Raw genomic sequence first — 15341 nt, 5'->3', positions numbered from 1 at the left:
TCATATCTAGAACTTGAGTGGCTTGCCAAAAATCCGGCAGTTTTTGGGTGTCTAGGCTCTAAATTGCGATGTGATTGGATAGCGCCAATCTCTGCCAAACGCGCGGGTAGTTACGCGGACACCCGGTGGTGCTTGACGACGCTTGTATTCATTTAACTTAATCAAGCGCGTTACCTTTTCGACACTCTCAGCATCAAAGCCTGCGGCGATGATTTGCGCAATTGATTGGTTTTGCTCCATATAGCGCTCAACAATGCCATCTAACACTTCATAGGATGGCAGGCTATCTTGATCTTTTTGATCGGGACGTAATTCTGCAGAAGGCGCACGGGTCAAAATCCGTTCGGGAATGACTGGTGTCAGACTATTGCGGTAAGCACATAAGCGATAAACCAGTGTCTTGGCGATATCTTTAATGACTGCGAAGCCGCCAGCCATGTCGCCATAGAGAGTGCAGTAACCAACAGCCATTTCGCTTTTGTTGCCAGTGGTTAATACAAGGCGACCTGTTTTATTCGAGAGTGCCATCAATCAAGTGCCGCGCACACGCGCCTGAATATTTTCTTCAGTAGCGTCTACTGGTAAATCTTTAAATTGTTCTGCAAGCGCTTCCTCTAAAGCGTCTACTGGGCCGCTAATCGGAATCTCATCGTATTGCACGCCCAAATTTTGAGCCATCTCACGCGCATCGATCCAGGAGATATCCGCTGTATAGCGAGAAGCCATCATGACGGCGCGCACTTTATCGGCACCCAAGGCATCTACCGCAATCGCTAGAACCAAAGCGGAATCGACACCACCAGAAAGCCCAATAATGACGCCAGGGAAGCGATTTTTGCTGACATAGTCACGCACACCCAAGACGAGCGCTTGATAGGCTTGTGCTTCAACGGATTGGGGTGGGGCAATGAAGCCTTTGTCTAGCTCACCGGAAGGTGAGACTGAAACAAAGCCCAAGCCGGTCTCAAACTGGGGCATCGCCATCATGACTTCACCTTTGCCATTTAAAGCAAACGAGCCGCCATCGAACACCAATTCATCTTGGCCGCAAACCGCATTGACGTAGAACAGCGGCATTTGAGTCTTTGCAATATGCTCACGCAATACTTCAATGCGTAACTCTTCTTTCTTGAGGTGATAGGGCGAGGCGTTGGGCACTAGTAATGTTTGAGCGCCAGCAGCATAGGCTTGCATAGCTGGACCAACATGCCACGCATCTTCACAGAGAATCAATCCGTAACAAATGCCTTCGCATTCAAATACGCAGGATTGATTGCCTGGCACGAAGTAACGCACCTCATCAAATACTTCGTGATTGGGTAATTCTTGTTTTGCATAGCCCGCAATGATTTTGCCGTTTTGTAAAACAGATGCGTAGTTTTGCAGGCCTGCTGATGTGTGTTTTGGGTGACCGACAATAACGGTCAGCTCGGAATATTGAGCGAGCTCTTTCATCAAGAGTTCAAGCTGCTGCTCTGCAGCTTCAATAAAAGCAGAGCGGAGCAATAAATCTTCAGGGGGGTAGCCAGTGAGCGAGAGCTCCGGGGTTACTACGAGTTTGGCGCCTTGCTTAAAGGCATCAAGAGCGGCCTTGTGAATGAGTTGCGCATTGCCATCCAAATCACCCAGTAATGGGTTGATCTGGGCTAAAGCAATCTTTTGTGCGCTCACTCCGTTTCACAAAGCCTTATCAATAATTTAGAAAATTACTTGCTCTCTTTGTTGTATCGTTCGATGCCTTCCAGAATTTCTTTATGCGCATCAGCAACATCACCCCAGCCTTTTACTTGTACCCATTTGCCTTTTTCGAGATCTTTATAGTGCTCGAAGAAGTGTTGGATTTGATTTAAGCGAAGTGGGTTGATGTCTTCTGGTTTTTGCCAGTGAGTGTAGATAGGCAAAATTTTGTCTTCAGGTACGGCTAACAATTTAGCATCTTGACCAGCTTCATCTTCCATGTGCAAGATGCCAATAGCGCGGCAGCTAACAACTACACCTGGAATGAGTGGGAATGGAGTGATTACGAGAACGTCAACAGGGTCGCCATCACCAGCGATTGTTTTGTTGATGTAGCCATAGTTACATGGATAGTGCATTGCAGTACTCATAAAACGGTCAACGAAAATTGCGCCACTCTCTTTATCTACTTCATATTTGATTGGATCCGCATTCATTGGGATTTCAATAATGACGTTGAAGCTTTCAGGGATCTTTGTACCTGGCTTGACGTTGTCGAGACTCATAAATACTCCGAATAGTGGTTAGTAAATACTCTGATCCTATATAAAGGGGGCGCAGGGGTGATTCTGCTACATACTGATAAAGCTTCAAGACCATAGTTTATAGCTTTCGCGAACCAGGTCTACCTAAGTGCGGGTTATGCAAAACAATAAAGATTAACAAATGATTAACTTTAGGGAGTTCAAGCATGAGTAATGTCACTTTAGGCTTGTATTTTGCCTTGGCGTGCGGTGTGCTAGCCGTAATTTACGGGTTTGTGATGCGTGGCTGGATCTTGAAGCAAAGCACTGGCAACGCCAAGATGCAAGAAATTGCCGAGGCGATTCAGCAGAATGCGGCGGCATACTTGTCGCGCCAATACAAAACGATTGCCGTGGTCGGGGTGGTTTTGACCGTTCTAATGGCGCTCTTCCTCGATTTTGCGACCGCGATTGGTTTAGCATTTGGTTCCTCGCTCATCGCCATCTTCGCGCGTTTAGGCTGTGGCATCTTTACTAAGGGTGCAGACGTTGGCGCTGACTTAGTAGGTAAGGTTGAGGCCGGAATTCCGGAAGATGATCCACGTAACCCTGCTGTAATTGCTGATAACGTCGGCGACAACATCGGTGACTGCGCAGGTATGGCGGCTGACTTGTTTGAGACTTACGCGGTCACTTTAATTGCAACCATGGTCTTAGGTTCGTGAATGGTTGCCGCTGCACCAGTAGCCGCGATTATTTATCCACTCGTACTTGGTGGCGTTTCGATCATTGCGTCGATCATCGGCTGCTCATTTGTAAAAGCAACTCTTAGTATGAAGAATGTGATGCCTGCTTTGTATAAAGGCTTGATCATCGCTGGCGGTTTGTCACTCATAGCGTTCTCTACTTCGTGACGAATTTCATCATGCCAGATGATGCTTTTGGCATCCCTGGTAGCCAATGGCGCTTGTTCGGTTTAACCGTAGTTGGTTTGCTGCTGACAGCGGGATTGGTTTGGATTACTGAGTATTACACTGGCACTCAGTTCAAACCAGTGCAACATATTGATGAAGCATCTACCAAAGGTCACGGCACCAACATCATTGCTGGTTTAGGTATTTCGATGAAGGCGACTGCTTATCCAGTGCTCTTTGTATGCGCAGCGATTTTGGCGGCGTATTGGTTGGCTGGTTTGTACGGTATCGCGATTGCAGCTACTGCGATGTTGTCGATGGCGGGCATTGTGGTGGCACTCGATGCCTATGGGCCAATTACCGATAACGCAGGTGGCATTGCAGAGATGGCAGGTTTGCCACAGGCGGTGCGCGATATTACTGATCCATTAGATGCCGTTGGCAATACCACTAAAGCCGTGACTAAAGGTTATGCGATTGGTTCAGCTGGTTTGGCTTCACTCCTACTCTTTGCTGACTACACCCATGCCTTGAAGAGTATTGGCCAGCAAGTGTCATTTGATTTGTCTAACCACATGGTGATCATTGGCCTCTTTATTGGTGGCATGATTCCTTACTTGTTCTGTGCAATGGCGATGGAAGTGGTTGGTCGTTGCGCTGGAGCGGTAGTTGAGGAAGTGCGTCGCCAGTTCCGTGACATTCCTGGAATCATGCAGGGCACTGCCAAGCCGGAGTACGGTAAGGCGGTGGACATGCTTACCTCAGCAGTGATTAAGGAGATGATTGTTCCTTCTCTCTTGCCGGTAGTGGCTCCAATCGTTGTTGGTCTCTTATTAGGACCTGCTGCATTGGGTGGTTTGCTCATGGGTACGATCGTGACCGGCTTATTTGTCGCGATCTCCATGTGTACTGGTGGCGGCGCTTGGGACAATGCGAAGAAATATATCGCAGAGGGTAACTTCGGCGGCAAAGGTTCTGAAGCGCATAAAGCAGCAGTAACTGGCGATACCGTAGGCGACCCTTACAAAGATACTGCGGGTTCTGCTGTGAACCCACTCATCAAGATCATCAACATCGTGGCATTGCTCATCGTACCACTCTTGCCAGTGATTTCTGGTTACGCAACAAAAGAAATAACGAAAATCAAAAGCAAGAAATAAGTAGTAGCAACAAACAAAAACGCCTAGCACTGCTAGGCGTTTTTTATTGGTATCGCTATTTCGATAATCTGGTTATTTCTTTAATGATTATTTGGTTTATGAAAAAATTTAAGTTAATTAGAGTAAGCGTGGATGTTACAAATTCCAAAACCTTTCCAAAGGGTTTTGTCGATATTGAGGCATTAAATCCGGTTACATAGATGCAAATCTTCGCGCATGAAATGGAGGATGATCTGGAGTGGGAAATGTTGAACAAAAGTTCACTCAAGCCCAATAATGGCGGCCATTCCCCTCAAAGGGGTTGAAATTAGATTAATTGCTATATAAGAGGGTCAAATTTTGGCTATTTCAACAGTGTTCACCAACAACCGTACTCAGGCGGTGAGATTGCCTGCAGAAATGCGATTTCCGGAAAATGTGCGCAAGGTTAACGTGCGCTCAAAAGGTCGTGAGCGCATCATTGCGCCTATAGAAAATATGTGGGACAACTTCTTTTTGACTGCAGAAGGTGTAAGCGAAGACTTCATGAATAAGAGAGGCTCTCAGGAGCAAGGCGATAGGAAACCTCTCTAGTGCTGAAGTACTTATTAGACACAAATATTGTTATTTATGTCATAAAGCGAAAACCACTAGAGGCGCTTAAAGTTTTCAACAAAAATGCTAATCGCATGGCTATATCAGCAATTACATTGGCAGAACTGATTTATGACGCTGAAAAAAGTGCGCATGTAGACAAAAATCTCAATGTTATTGAAGACTTTGTTAGCCATCTAGAGGGTTTGCCATATGACATTAATGCAACTCAGCATTATGGGCAAATTAAGGCTTTTCTAGAGCGCGCGGGTCAGCCCATTGGAATAAATGATATTCATATTGCAGCTCACGCCAGAAGTCACGGCTTAACTTTGGTTACTAATAATATGTCTGAGTTTAAGAGGGTTCTAAACCTTGCTCTTGAAAACTGGGTTGCAGCATCGCTCCCCTAATAGAAAAACGCCTAGCATACTAGGCGTTTTTCTATTGCGCAGTTAGAAAACTTATTCCAATGTTTCTAAATAATGTTGCGCATCTAATGCGGCCATACAACCAGTGCCGGCGCTAGTAATGGCTTGACGGTAGATGTGGTCTTGTACGTCGCCAGCTGCAAACACACCAGGGATATTGGTAGCGGTGGCCTTGCCTTCAAGGCCGGAGTGGGTCTTGAGATAGCCATTGTTCATATCAAGCTGGCCAACGAAGAGTTCGGTATTCGGTTTGTGGCCAATGGCAATGAAGGCGCCAGTTACAGCGATGTCTTCAGTGCTGCCATCTTGTTTCTTGATGCGTACACCAGTAACACCTTTTTCATCACCAAGAACTTCATCGAGAGTGGAGTTCAATTTGAGCTCCACTTTGCCTTCAGCTACTTTCGCCATTAAGCGGTCATGCAAAATTGGCTCAGCGCGGAATTTATCGCGACGATGAATCACGGTTACTTTCTTGGCGATCCCAGTGAGGTAGAGCGCTTCTTCAACTGCGGTGTTACCACCGCCTACTACGCAAAGATCTTGATTGCGATAAAAGAAACCATCACAGGTTGCGCAACCGGAAACACCACGACCCATGAATGCTTCTTCACTTGGCAGTCCAATGTATTGAGCAGAAGCGCCGGTACAAATAATGAGGGCATCGCAGGTATACGTTCCAGAATCACCGACTAAGCGAATCGGCTTCTCTTTGAGGGCTGCCGTGTGAATATGGTCAAAAACGATTTCGGTATTAAAGCGCTCAGCATGTTTCAAAAAACGATCCATGAGCTCTGGGCCTTGGACGCCATCAGCATCAGCTGGCCAGTTTTCCACGTCGGTGGTGGTCATTAATTGACCCCCTTGAGCCAGGCCTGTAATGATGGTAGGGTTTAAATTTGCACGGGCAGCGTAGACTGCGGCTGTATAGCCGGCAGGGCCAGAGCCGAGGATCAGAACTTTAGAGTGTTTTGGGGTATTTGTAGTCATATCCAAATTATAGATTTGCTTGTTTACAATGGTAGAACATGGCTAGAACCGCATACCCGAAGTCCAAGACTCCATTGAGCCCTGACCCCCCAGAAAATGGTGGGCAGGGGAGGATGCCCCGCCTCTTATTAGAGGCTCGCTGGTTCATCTCCCTGGTTCTTTGCCTGGGCTTCTTCGCCATTTTGCTGACCTATTCCAGGGCTGACCCAGCCTGGTCTCATGCCAGTTTTGAGGCGCCCAAGAACCTGGGGGGTCGTTTTGGGGCCTATTTAGCCGATTTAATGCTCTATATCTTTGGTATTTCTGCCTTTTGGTGGGTAGCCTTGTTTTGGCGTCGAGTCCTCGATGGCTGGCGTGAGCTGTGGAGCGTTCCTTTGCCGCCAGCCCCAGAGGCGAAGCCAGACTCCTTATTAATGCGTTGGTTGGGGTTTGGTTTGACCTTAGCGTGCAGCATGGGTCTTGAGTCCATTCGCATGCATTCGCTGTCTTGGCAGCTTCCTAGGCCGCCTGGCGGCATTTTGGGTGAGTTGATTGGCGACCAATTGCAAATGTCTCTCGGATTTACTGGCTCTACTGTAGTCTTGCTATTTGGCCTATGTGCTGGCTTATCTTTATTCCTGCATTTCTCCTGGTTAGACGTTGCGGAGAAAGTAGGACGTTTCTTAGAGGTGGCTTATCACCGCATTCGTGAGCGTCGCGATAGCGAGGAAGATCGCAAGTTAGGTGAAGTTGCCGCTGAAGAACGTGACGAGCTTGTAGAAGAGTTCCGCGGTCGTGTTGAAGTTGCAGCGCCTGTGCAAATTGTGCGCGCACCAGTCGAAATTCCAAAGAGTGCGCGAGTGGAGCGTGAGAAACAACAGCCACTATTTGTGGATATTTCGGATTCAGAATTGCCGCCACTGGCATTGCTCGATCCAGTGCCTGAAGCCAAAGAAACTATTTCTGCTGAAGTCTTGGAATTTACCTCTCGCTTAATTGAACGCAAGTTAGCGGAATTCAATGTTCAGGTAACCGTGATTGCTGCCTACCCTGGCCCAGTAGTGACGCGCTACGAGATTGATCCAGCGGTTGGCGTGAAGGGTAGTCAGATTGTTAATCTCTCACGTGACTTAGCTCGCGCACTAGGCGTAGTCAGTATGCGTGTAGTGGAAACCATTCCTGGCAAGACTTGCATGGCTTTGGAATTACCAAATCCAACACGTCAATCGGTATATCTGTCAGAGATTCTGACTTCACAGGTCTATAACGATAATCATTCATTGCTCACACTGGCTCTCGGTAAAGACATTTCCGGCAGCCCTATGGTGGCTGACTTGGCCAAGATGCCCCACTGCTTAGTTGCGGGTACTACTGGTTCTGGTAAGTCTGTTGGTATTAATGCCATGATTTTGTCGCTCCTGTTCAAGGCTAAGCCTGACGAAGTGCGTTTGATCATGATTGATCCGAAGATGCTGGAGATGGCAATCTACGACAAGATCCCGCATTTGCTGTGCCCAGTGGTAACAGATATGAAGCAGGCGTATAATGCGCTTAATTGGGCAGTACATGAGATGGAGCGCCGTTATCAGCTGATGAGCAAGTTCGGTGTTCGTAACTTAGCCGGCTTTAATAAGAAGATTGCGGAAGCGGAAGAGAAAGGTGAAAAACTCACCAATCCATTTAGCTTAACTCCGGATGATCCAGAACCAATTTACAAAGCGCCAGTGATTGTGATTGTGATCGATGAGTTGGCCGACTTGATGATGGTTTCTGGCAAGAAGATTGAAGAGTTGATTGCGCGTATCGCGCAAAAGGCTCGTGCAGCAGGTATTCATTTGGTATTGGCAACGCAACGTCCAAGCGTTGACGTGATCACTGGCTTGATTAAGGCTAACGTGCCAACCCGCATTTCTTTCCAAGTCAGCTCCAAAATTGACAGTCGTACGATTTTGGATCAGCATGGCGCAGAAGCATTGCTCGGTATGGGTGACATGCTCTACATGGCGCCGGGAACTGGCTTGCCAGTACGTGTGCATGGCGCATTCGTATCTGATGATGAAGTGCACCGCGTGGTTGAGTGGCTCAAAGAGAAGGGTGAAGCCAATTACATTGATGGTGTACTCGAAGGTGCTGATGAAGCCAATGTCCATGCCTTAACCGGTGAAAGTGGTGGCGAAGCCGACCCGCTGTACGATCAAGCAGTGGCCATCGTTCTCGAAAACAAGCGTCCATCCATCTCGTTGGTACAGCGTCATTTGCGCATCGGTTACAACCGTGCAGCCCGTTTACTTGAAGATATGGAAAAAGCGGGCCTTGTTTCTAAAATGGGTAACGGTGGTAATCGCGAGGTTTTGCATCGCCCCTCTGAGTAAGTATTCATGACAAGATTTCTAAATGTAGCAATTTTGACAATTGCCAGTATCTTTTTTTCAAGTGCAGCATTCTCCCAATCTGAAAGCGGCGTAGAGCAGTTACGTCAATTTGTACGCAACTCCAAAACTGCTGAAGGTGATTTTGTGCAGCAACAGTTACGCGCACCTAAAGCCAATGAGTCACAAGACAAGGGTTTAAAATTCGTACGCCAAACCCAGGGGCATTTTGTGTTTCAGCGTCCTGGACGTTTTATCTGGGATACCCAAAAACCATACGAGCAAAAGCTCATTGCTGATGGTAAGCAATTGATCTTGTGGGATACAGATTTAAACCAGGCAACCTTTCGTCCAGCAGGCCAAGCTCTCGCTTCAACACCGGCAGCCATTTTGTTTGGTGAAGCTTCCCTGGATCAGCACTTTGACTTGCTTGAAAGCGAAGAGCGCTTAGGCATGAAGTGGGTAGCCCTGACTCCTAAACAGGATCCTAGTGCTAAGAACAAAAATGATCTTCCCTATACCAAGATCTCCATCGGCATGACCAATGGCTTGCCCAAAGCGCTGGAGTTAACCGATGGGCTTGGAAGCGTAGTCCTGGTTACCCTGGATAAGATTCAACTCAATGTGAACCTGCCAGCCAATCGCTTTACGTTTACTCCGCCAGCTGGGGCGGAAGTCTTGCGCTTGAACTAGAGCCACCAGATTTACTAAATACTTAATCAGTACCGAACCAGACCCAAGTAAAGCTCCATATGATTGATCCGCAATTACTCCGCAAAGATATCACCGCAGTTGCTGCGCGTTTAGCGACTCGCAAATTCCAATTGGATGTTGAGAAATTCAACGCCCTGGAATCGGAACGCAAAACTTTGCAAACCCGTACCGAAGCATTGCAAGCCAAACGCAAGCAGTTGTCTAAAGCAATTGGCATGAAAAAAGGCAAGGGCGAGGATGCGGCAGCTGAAATGGCTGAGGTTGCACAAGTGAACACGGATATGGAATCTGGCGCAGCACGATTAAGCACGCTTCAAGCAGAGATTTCTGATTTCTTAATTGGTATCCCTAACTTGCCAGATGACTCTGTGCCTACTGGCAAAGATGAAACGGAAAACAAAGAAGTCAAGCGTTGGGGTGAGCAACCCATTTTTGATTTTGAGATTAAAGATCACGTTGATCTCGGTGGTCCATTAGGCTTGGATTTTGAAGTGGTCGCCAAGATCAGCGGTTCGCGCTTTGTGGTTCTCAAGGGACCTATTGCTAGATTGCACCGCGCCTTAGCGCAGTTCATGATTGATACCCACGCTACGGCACACAACTACCAAGAGGTCTATGCGCCATACATGGTGAACGCGGCTTCAATGCGCGGTACAGGTCAGCTACCCAAGTTTGAAGAAGATCTATTTAAAGTGCCTCGTCAAATGGGTGGTGAAGATACAAAAGGAACAAATGAGGGTGAAGCAAAAACAGAAAACTTCTACCTCATTCCGACAGCAGAAGTACCAGTAACTAATTTGGTTAGAGATGAAATCGTTAATGCCGATAACTTACCAATGAAATTCGTGGCTCACACACCATGTTTTCGCTCAGAAGCGGGCAGCTATGGTCGTGATGTGCGTGGCATGATTCGTCAGCATCAATTCGACAAAGTAGAGTTGGTGCAAATCACCAAACCAGAAGATTCTATGGAAGCATTAGAAGATCTCACAGGCCATGCGGAAAGAATCCTAGAGCTTTTAGAGCTTCCATATAGAAAGGTATTGCTCTGTACTGGTGATATGGGCTTTGGCAGCACCAAGACTTATGACTTGGAAGTGTGGGTGCCATCACAACATGCTTACCGAGAAATTAGCTCATGCTCCAGCATGGGCGATTTCCAGGCAAGACGCATGCAAGCTAGATTCAAAGAGGGTCAAGCCAAGCCAGAATTGGTGCACACCTTAAATGGTTCTGGCCTTGCAGTAGGTAGAGCATTGGTTGCCTTGCTGGAGAATAAGCAACAAGTAGACGGTAGCATTGCAATTCCTACGGCATTGCAGCCTTACTTGGGTGGTTTAGCAGTGCTCAAACCAATTTAATTAATACCGAGCTTCATCACGCATTTGTCTGATAACTGATTTACCCATTTTCATCGAGTCTCGAAGCTCTTTTGTTTCACGAAGAAACTTTGCCTTATTAAAAGGCGGTTTGGATGTTTTCGGGTTTGATTGTGATTTTTTGACCATGGATAATTATTGGGTTTTTGCTTCTAAGGTTCAAGAAGCCTTAAATCCCATAATCGTAAGTAGGGTATCCTGAATTGCTAGCTATAATTTTTAATCGATTCCGGAGAAGTGGCAGAGTGGTCGAATGTGCCTGACTCGAAATCAGGCGTACTAGCAATAGTACCGAGGGTTCGAATCCCTCCTTCTCCGCCATTGTCATGAATGATTAAAATAGAAAAAAATTAGGTGCATTCGTGAAAAAAACTATACGTATGATTGATTTGTTTTCTGGATTGGGTGGTACAAGAATCGGCTTTGAAAATGCATGTAAAAAACTTAAATGTACATACAGCATGCGTCTTTACAGGCGAAATCAAAGATTCGGCACTTACTACTTATAAAGAAAATTTTAAGAACTCGCATATTCATGGCGACATTACCAAAATAGACCCTAAAGAAATTCCCAAGTTTGACTATCTACTGGCAGGCTTTCCTCGTCAGCCTTTTAGTGCTGCTGGAAATCGCAAAGGTTTTTTGGATGAGAGGGGCCGCTTATTTTTTACAATTGTCAAAATTCTCAAAGAAAAATCTCCTCACGGATTTCTTCTTGAAAATGTAGAGGGACTGGTAAACCATGATGGCGGGAAAACGCTTGATACCATTCTCAAGACATTGAAAAAATTGGCTACCACGTGTCATGGGCTGTTTTAGATTCATCGAAATTTGGTGTACCCCAAGTTCGCAAGAGAATCTATATTGTGGGTGACAAGAAAGCATCTCCCATCATTAATGAGTACACTCCGAACCTAAAAAACCTGCTTTCAATTCATTCAGCACAATGTGAATGAGGGGGAGCCTTCCTTTGTGAAGCTTTTATTGAAAAAATATTCATTAAAAGATCTCGAGGGAAAGTGCATCAAGGATAAGCGTGGCGGAAGTAGGAACATCCATTCTTGGGACATTGACTATAAAGGCAAGGTAACACGCGAACAAAAAAAGTTGCTAGGTTCCTTGCTGAGAAAACGTCGCAGTAAAGAGTGGGCCGTACAAAAAGGCATTGATTGGATGGATGGGATGCCTTTCACTCTAAAAGAAATTAAGACTTTTTATGAATCCAAAACCTTAAAAGAGGACTTGGAAGATTTGGTGAGCAAGGGGTATTTGCGATTTGAGCACCCCAAAAAGAAGGTGATTCACAAAGGGGTTTCAAAGCGTGAGTTTGATTTAACTAAGCCACCCGGTTACAACATCGTCACAGGCAAACTATCCTTTCCAATTATGACCATTATTGACCCAAAAGGGTGTGCTCCAACCATAGTGGCAACCGAGGCTGGAAAGATTGCTGTTGTTACCAGTAGCTCGTTACGAAAAATTACGGTGAGAGAGGGCCTAAGATTTTCAGGTTACCCCGACTCTTACAAGATAGATTCCATCTCTTATAAGGTTACTAAGACGCTCCACTTTGACAGTTGCCGATGAGGTAGAAAACGCGCTTTCATACTATGAGTTCACATTTGTCGGTGATATTCCGAAAATTTATGCCCAACTAGAAAAGGTACTTGGTAAGGAAGTATCTTCGGCTTTCTTGCGAATGGGGCAATGGATAGGTGGCGACAGAGATGGTAATCCCAATGTAGATGCGAACTGTCTTGAGTATGCGATGCGCATCCAGGCACACTTAATAGGTCAGCATTATCTAAAGGAGATTTCCTTCTTAGTTAGAGAGCTATCGTTATCTGATTTTTTCGTTAATGTCAGTGATGAGCTTAAAAAATTATCGCAAAAATCGTCCGATATGAATCCACACCGCATTAATGAGCCATATCGCCGAGCGTTAGTTGGTATTGCTGATCGTATTAGCGTTACTTTTAGTGCATTTGAAAATAATGGCGATTCCTCTAAATTGGCATATTCCACTCCAGGAGAATTGATTGCTGATTTACCAATCATCAAGGATTCATTGGAGGCATACGCCCCCCAGGCATTAGCGGATGAGCGATTGAATACCCTTATTCGCTCGGTTCGTGCATTTGGATTTCACTTGGCAACAATCGATCTGAGGCAGAGTTCTGACAAACATCAAGAAGTGATAACGGAGCTGTTTAAAGTAGCTCAAATTGAGCCGAACTACGCAAATCTAAGCGAAGAGCAAAAGCGATCCGTGCTGATAAAGGCTTTAAAAGATGTTCGCCCACTTTTAATATCGGGTTATGACTATAGCGATCTAGCTAACTCTGAGTTGGCAATTTTCTCTACTGCTAAACGATTGCTGGGGTTATATGGTGGAGAATCAATTCGTCACTACATTATTAGTCACACTGAATCTGTAAGCGACTTATTGGATGGCCTAGCACTCCAAAAAGCAACTGGGATTTTTACAGGAGTCTTACGAGGAAATTCTCAAACCAAAATACTGGTATCACCATTGTTTGAAACCATTGACGACTTGCGTAACTCTACTAGCATCATGGAGGAATTCTACGAAATTCCTGGAATCTCAGATCTTGTTAAACAATCTGGAGCGCAGCAGGATATTGTTTTAGGCTACTCCGATAGCAATAAAGATGGCGGTATCGTAACGAGTAATTGGGAGTTGTATTGTGCAGAAGTTACCCTTTCAAAAGTATTTACACACGGCGCTTCTCAAGGTATTCAATTAAGGTTGGCACATGGAATGGGCGGAACAGTTGGCCGTGGTGGTGGCCCAAGTCACGATGCAATCCTAGCTCAACCAGCTGGAACGGCTTCTGGGCCAATACGCCTAACCGAGCAGGGTGAGGTAATCAGTTCAAAGTACTCTAACCCCCCCCGGTTAGGTCGCCATAACTTGGAGATATTGGTAGATGCTACTTTGGAATCCAGTTTGTTGCCAACAAATAAGAAAATTCCAGATGACTGTCTTGAGGCGGCTAACTTACCTTCAGCAATCAGCATGTCTTCTTACCGGGAGTTGGTTTATGAGACAGAGGGATTCTCTGAGTATTTTTCTAGTGCTACGCCTATACAGGAAATTGCCACATTAAATCTTGGATCAAGGCCGTCAGCTCGTAAGCAGGGGATGGCGATTGAAGATCTAAGAGCTATTCCCTGGGGATTTAGTGGGGCGCAATGTGGTCTGACCTTACCTGGGTGGTATGGATTTGGTTCAGGAGTGACCGAATTGCTCCAACAGTCTAATGTCGATAAAAAATTAGCGGTAACAACATTATTAAAAAGAATGTATGCGGAGTGACCGTTTTTCAATACATTAATTTCAAATATTGATATGGCAATGTCTAAAAGTGATTTATCAATCTCTGCCATATATAGCGAGTTAGTGGAAGATCCTAAACTGCGAGAACATATTTTCTCCATGATTAAAGCCGAATGGAATAAAACAACTCAGGCACTAGAGCTCATCACAGGTAATAATCGACGGTTGGCAAATGCTCCTCAGCTCGCTGATTCTATTAAACGCCGTATGCCGCATATTTATCCACTACATCGGTTGAAAGTAGAGTTAATTAAGAAAAGTCGCCAGGGTATAGCGGATGAGTCCACCCAAAGAGGGATTCATGTTGATATTCATGGAATTGCCGCAGGATTAAGAAATACAGGATAAATGGAGATAGAGAATGACTGAAGATAAAAATACAAGCTTTCTAAATAATTTGCTAAACGTTTCAATCGAGGCTGCAAACCCCAATTTTGTTGCTTTAAATGAGAATTTCCTAGACCGGTCAATGGTCAGACAATTGTTATGGGCGCGGGCAAAGCTTCTGGCCTGATGGCAAAGTCCTTTTAGGACGCTGCTAATTTATATTGGTCGCCAGAGGAATTTGCACAAATCGAAGGCCGAGGCATTGCACGCTATGGACACGCCATTTCTTGTGAACGTATTAAAGTGACTGAAGCAGCCCACCCCGTTGCGGATGATATGGGTGAGGTAGGTGTTCAGCAGAGATTAGATCTATTACACACTCTTAAATCTGATGATCAAGTGATTTGCTTGTTATCGGGTGGTGGCTCACCATTGATGGCCTTGCCTACCGACGGAGTTAGTGTGGAAGATAAGACGAGTATTAATACACAACTTCTAGCCTCTGGTGCCACCATTCATGAAATGAACTGTGTTCGCAGACATCTCTCAAAGATTAAAGGCGGTGGATTATTGCGGTATTGTGGCAATGCCAAGGTCAGTACCTATCTTGTTTCAGATGTTACGGGTGATGATCCGTCGGTCATTGCTAGCGGCCCAACTTTACCTGACAACACGACTTGTAAGGATGCGCTGGAAGTGATTAATCGCTTGAAGATTCAAGTCTCAGATAAAATTCGCCAAAAATTATTAATTGGCGAACTAGAAACATTGAAGTGTGGTAACCCTATTTTTGACCGCACTTCAGAGCCGGTAAACCAGCCCTCATCAATGCTGTGATTGATGAAACCGCAGGTACTGAGAGTGGACGTTTAACAAACTTAAACCCATCCACAGCAGCTGCTACGAAGTAATCCAAGACTAATTTAGAAGCAAACAAGAAAGA

General features: G+C 45.6%; 9 protein-coding genes, 1 tRNA gene and 4 pseudogenes. 11 read left to right on the top strand and 3 right to left on the bottom strand.

Annotated features, from left to right (window positions below; translation table 11 throughout):
• Positions 1-51: 51 nt before the first annotated feature.
• Both DXE35_RS05845 and ppa read right to left on the bottom strand, forming a co-directional pair.
• Positions 52-1671, bottom strand: a pseudogene (locus DXE35_RS05845) (NAD+ synthase).
• Positions 1672-1706: 35 nt separating this feature from the next.
• Positions 1707-2243, bottom strand: coding sequence for an inorganic diphosphatase (gene ppa / locus DXE35_RS05840; RefSeq protein ID WP_114689859.1), 537 nt, complete (start codon positions 2241-2243; stop codon positions 1707-1709).
• A gap of 185 nt (positions 2244-2428) precedes the next feature.
• Between ppa and DXE35_RS05835 the strand changes: the two are divergent.
• The 3 genes and pseudogenes from DXE35_RS05835 to vapC all read left to right on the top strand — a co-directional run bounded on the left by DXE35_RS05835 (position 2429) and on the right by vapC (position 5261).
• Positions 2429-4275, top strand: a pseudogene (locus DXE35_RS05835) (sodium-translocating pyrophosphatase).
• A gap of 339 nt (positions 4276-4614) precedes the next feature.
• On the top strand, positions 4615-4848 hold the full coding sequence (vapB, locus tag DXE35_RS05830; protein WP_114689858.1) for a type II toxin-antitoxin system VapB family antitoxin: 234 nt from the start codon (positions 4615-4617) through the stop codon (positions 4846-4848).
• Positions 4848-5261 (top strand): type II toxin-antitoxin system tRNA(fMet)-specific endonuclease VapC, encoded by a 414-nt coding sequence (vapC, locus tag DXE35_RS05825; protein ID WP_114689857.1) that lies wholly within the window; start codon positions 4848-4850, stop codon positions 5259-5261. The genes vapB and vapC overlap by 1 nt, the downstream gene beginning before the upstream one ends.
• A gap of 51 nt (positions 5262-5312) precedes the next feature.
• Here the strand turns inward: vapC and trxB are convergent, their stop codons facing one another.
• Complete coding sequence (gene trxB, locus DXE35_RS05820) at positions 5313-6269, bottom strand: thioredoxin-disulfide reductase (protein ID WP_114689856.1); 957 nt, start codon at positions 6267-6269, stop codon at positions 5313-5315.
• A gap of 38 nt (positions 6270-6307) precedes the next feature.
• Between trxB and DXE35_RS05815 the strand changes: the two genes are divergently transcribed.
• From DXE35_RS05815 to DXE35_RS05770, 8 genes and pseudogenes are all read left to right on the top strand, one after another.
• Positions 6308-8620 carry a DNA translocase FtsK gene (locus DXE35_RS05815; protein ID WP_114689855.1) on the top strand — a complete coding sequence of 771 codons (2313 nt, stop codon included), beginning with the start codon at positions 6308-6310 and terminating at the stop codon, positions 8618-8620.
• A 6-nt stretch (positions 8621-8626) separates the two neighbouring features.
• Entirely contained in the window at positions 8627-9310 is a 684-nt protein-coding gene (locus DXE35_RS05810; RefSeq protein WP_114689854.1) for an outer membrane lipoprotein carrier protein LolA, read from the top strand.
• 59 nt (positions 9311-9369) lie between these two features.
• Positions 9370-10692, top strand: coding sequence for a serine--tRNA ligase (serS, locus tag DXE35_RS05805; protein ID WP_114689853.1), 1323 nt, complete (start codon positions 9370-9372; stop codon positions 10690-10692).
• 249 nt (positions 10693-10941) lie between these two features.
• Positions 10942-11031 (top strand) — tRNA-Ser (locus DXE35_RS05800).
• A 108-nt stretch (positions 11032-11139) separates the two neighbouring features.
• Positions 11140-11666 (top strand): annotated as a pseudogene (gene dcm, locus DXE35_RS05790) (DNA (cytosine-5-)-methyltransferase).
• 28 nt (positions 11667-11694) lie between these two features.
• The gene (locus DXE35_RS05785) at positions 11695-12297 is read left to right on the top strand and encodes a class I SAM-dependent methyltransferase (protein ID WP_162784973.1); all 603 of its coding nucleotides are present in this window, start codon (positions 11695-11697) and stop codon (positions 12295-12297) included.
• Positions 12281-14419, top strand: a pseudogene (gene ppc, locus DXE35_RS05780) (phosphoenolpyruvate carboxylase). Before DXE35_RS05785 ends, ppc begins: the two are co-directional and overlap by 17 nt.
• A 225-nt stretch (positions 14420-14644) precedes the next feature.
• Positions 14645-15235: a DUF4147 domain-containing protein gene (locus DXE35_RS05770; protein WP_114689848.1), complete on the top strand. Its 591-nt coding sequence runs from the start codon at positions 14645-14647 to the stop codon at positions 15233-15235.
• Positions 15236-15341 lie beyond the last annotated feature (106 nt).

Origin of the sequence: Polynucleobacter necessarius (genome assembly GCF_900095215.1) — a bacterium.
Taxonomy (GTDB): domain Bacteria; phylum Pseudomonadota; class Gammaproteobacteria; order Burkholderiales; family Burkholderiaceae; genus Polynucleobacter; species Polynucleobacter necessarius_H.
Note: the sequence above shows the minus strand (reverse complement) of the source record. Positions and strands in the feature narration are given on the sequence as shown.

Coding starts and splice junctions, on each gene's coding strand:
- trxB (WP_114689856.1), bottom strand. CDS start 6,269: ATGACTACAAATACCCCAAAACACTCTAAAGTTCTGATCCTCGGCTCT.
- DXE35_RS05810 (WP_114689854.1), top strand. CDS start 8,627: ATGACAAGATTTCTAAATGTAGCAATTTTGACAATTGCCAGTATCTTT.
- DXE35_RS05815 (WP_114689855.1), top strand. CDS start 6,308: ATGGCTAGAACCGCATACCCGAAGTCCAAGACTCCATTGAGCCCTGAC.
- serS (WP_114689853.1), top strand. CDS start 9,370: ATGATTGATCCGCAATTACTCCGCAAAGATATCACCGCAGTTGCTGCG.
- ppa (WP_114689859.1), bottom strand. CDS start 2,243: ATGAGTCTCGACAACGTCAAGCCAGGTACAAAGATCCCTGAAAGCTTC.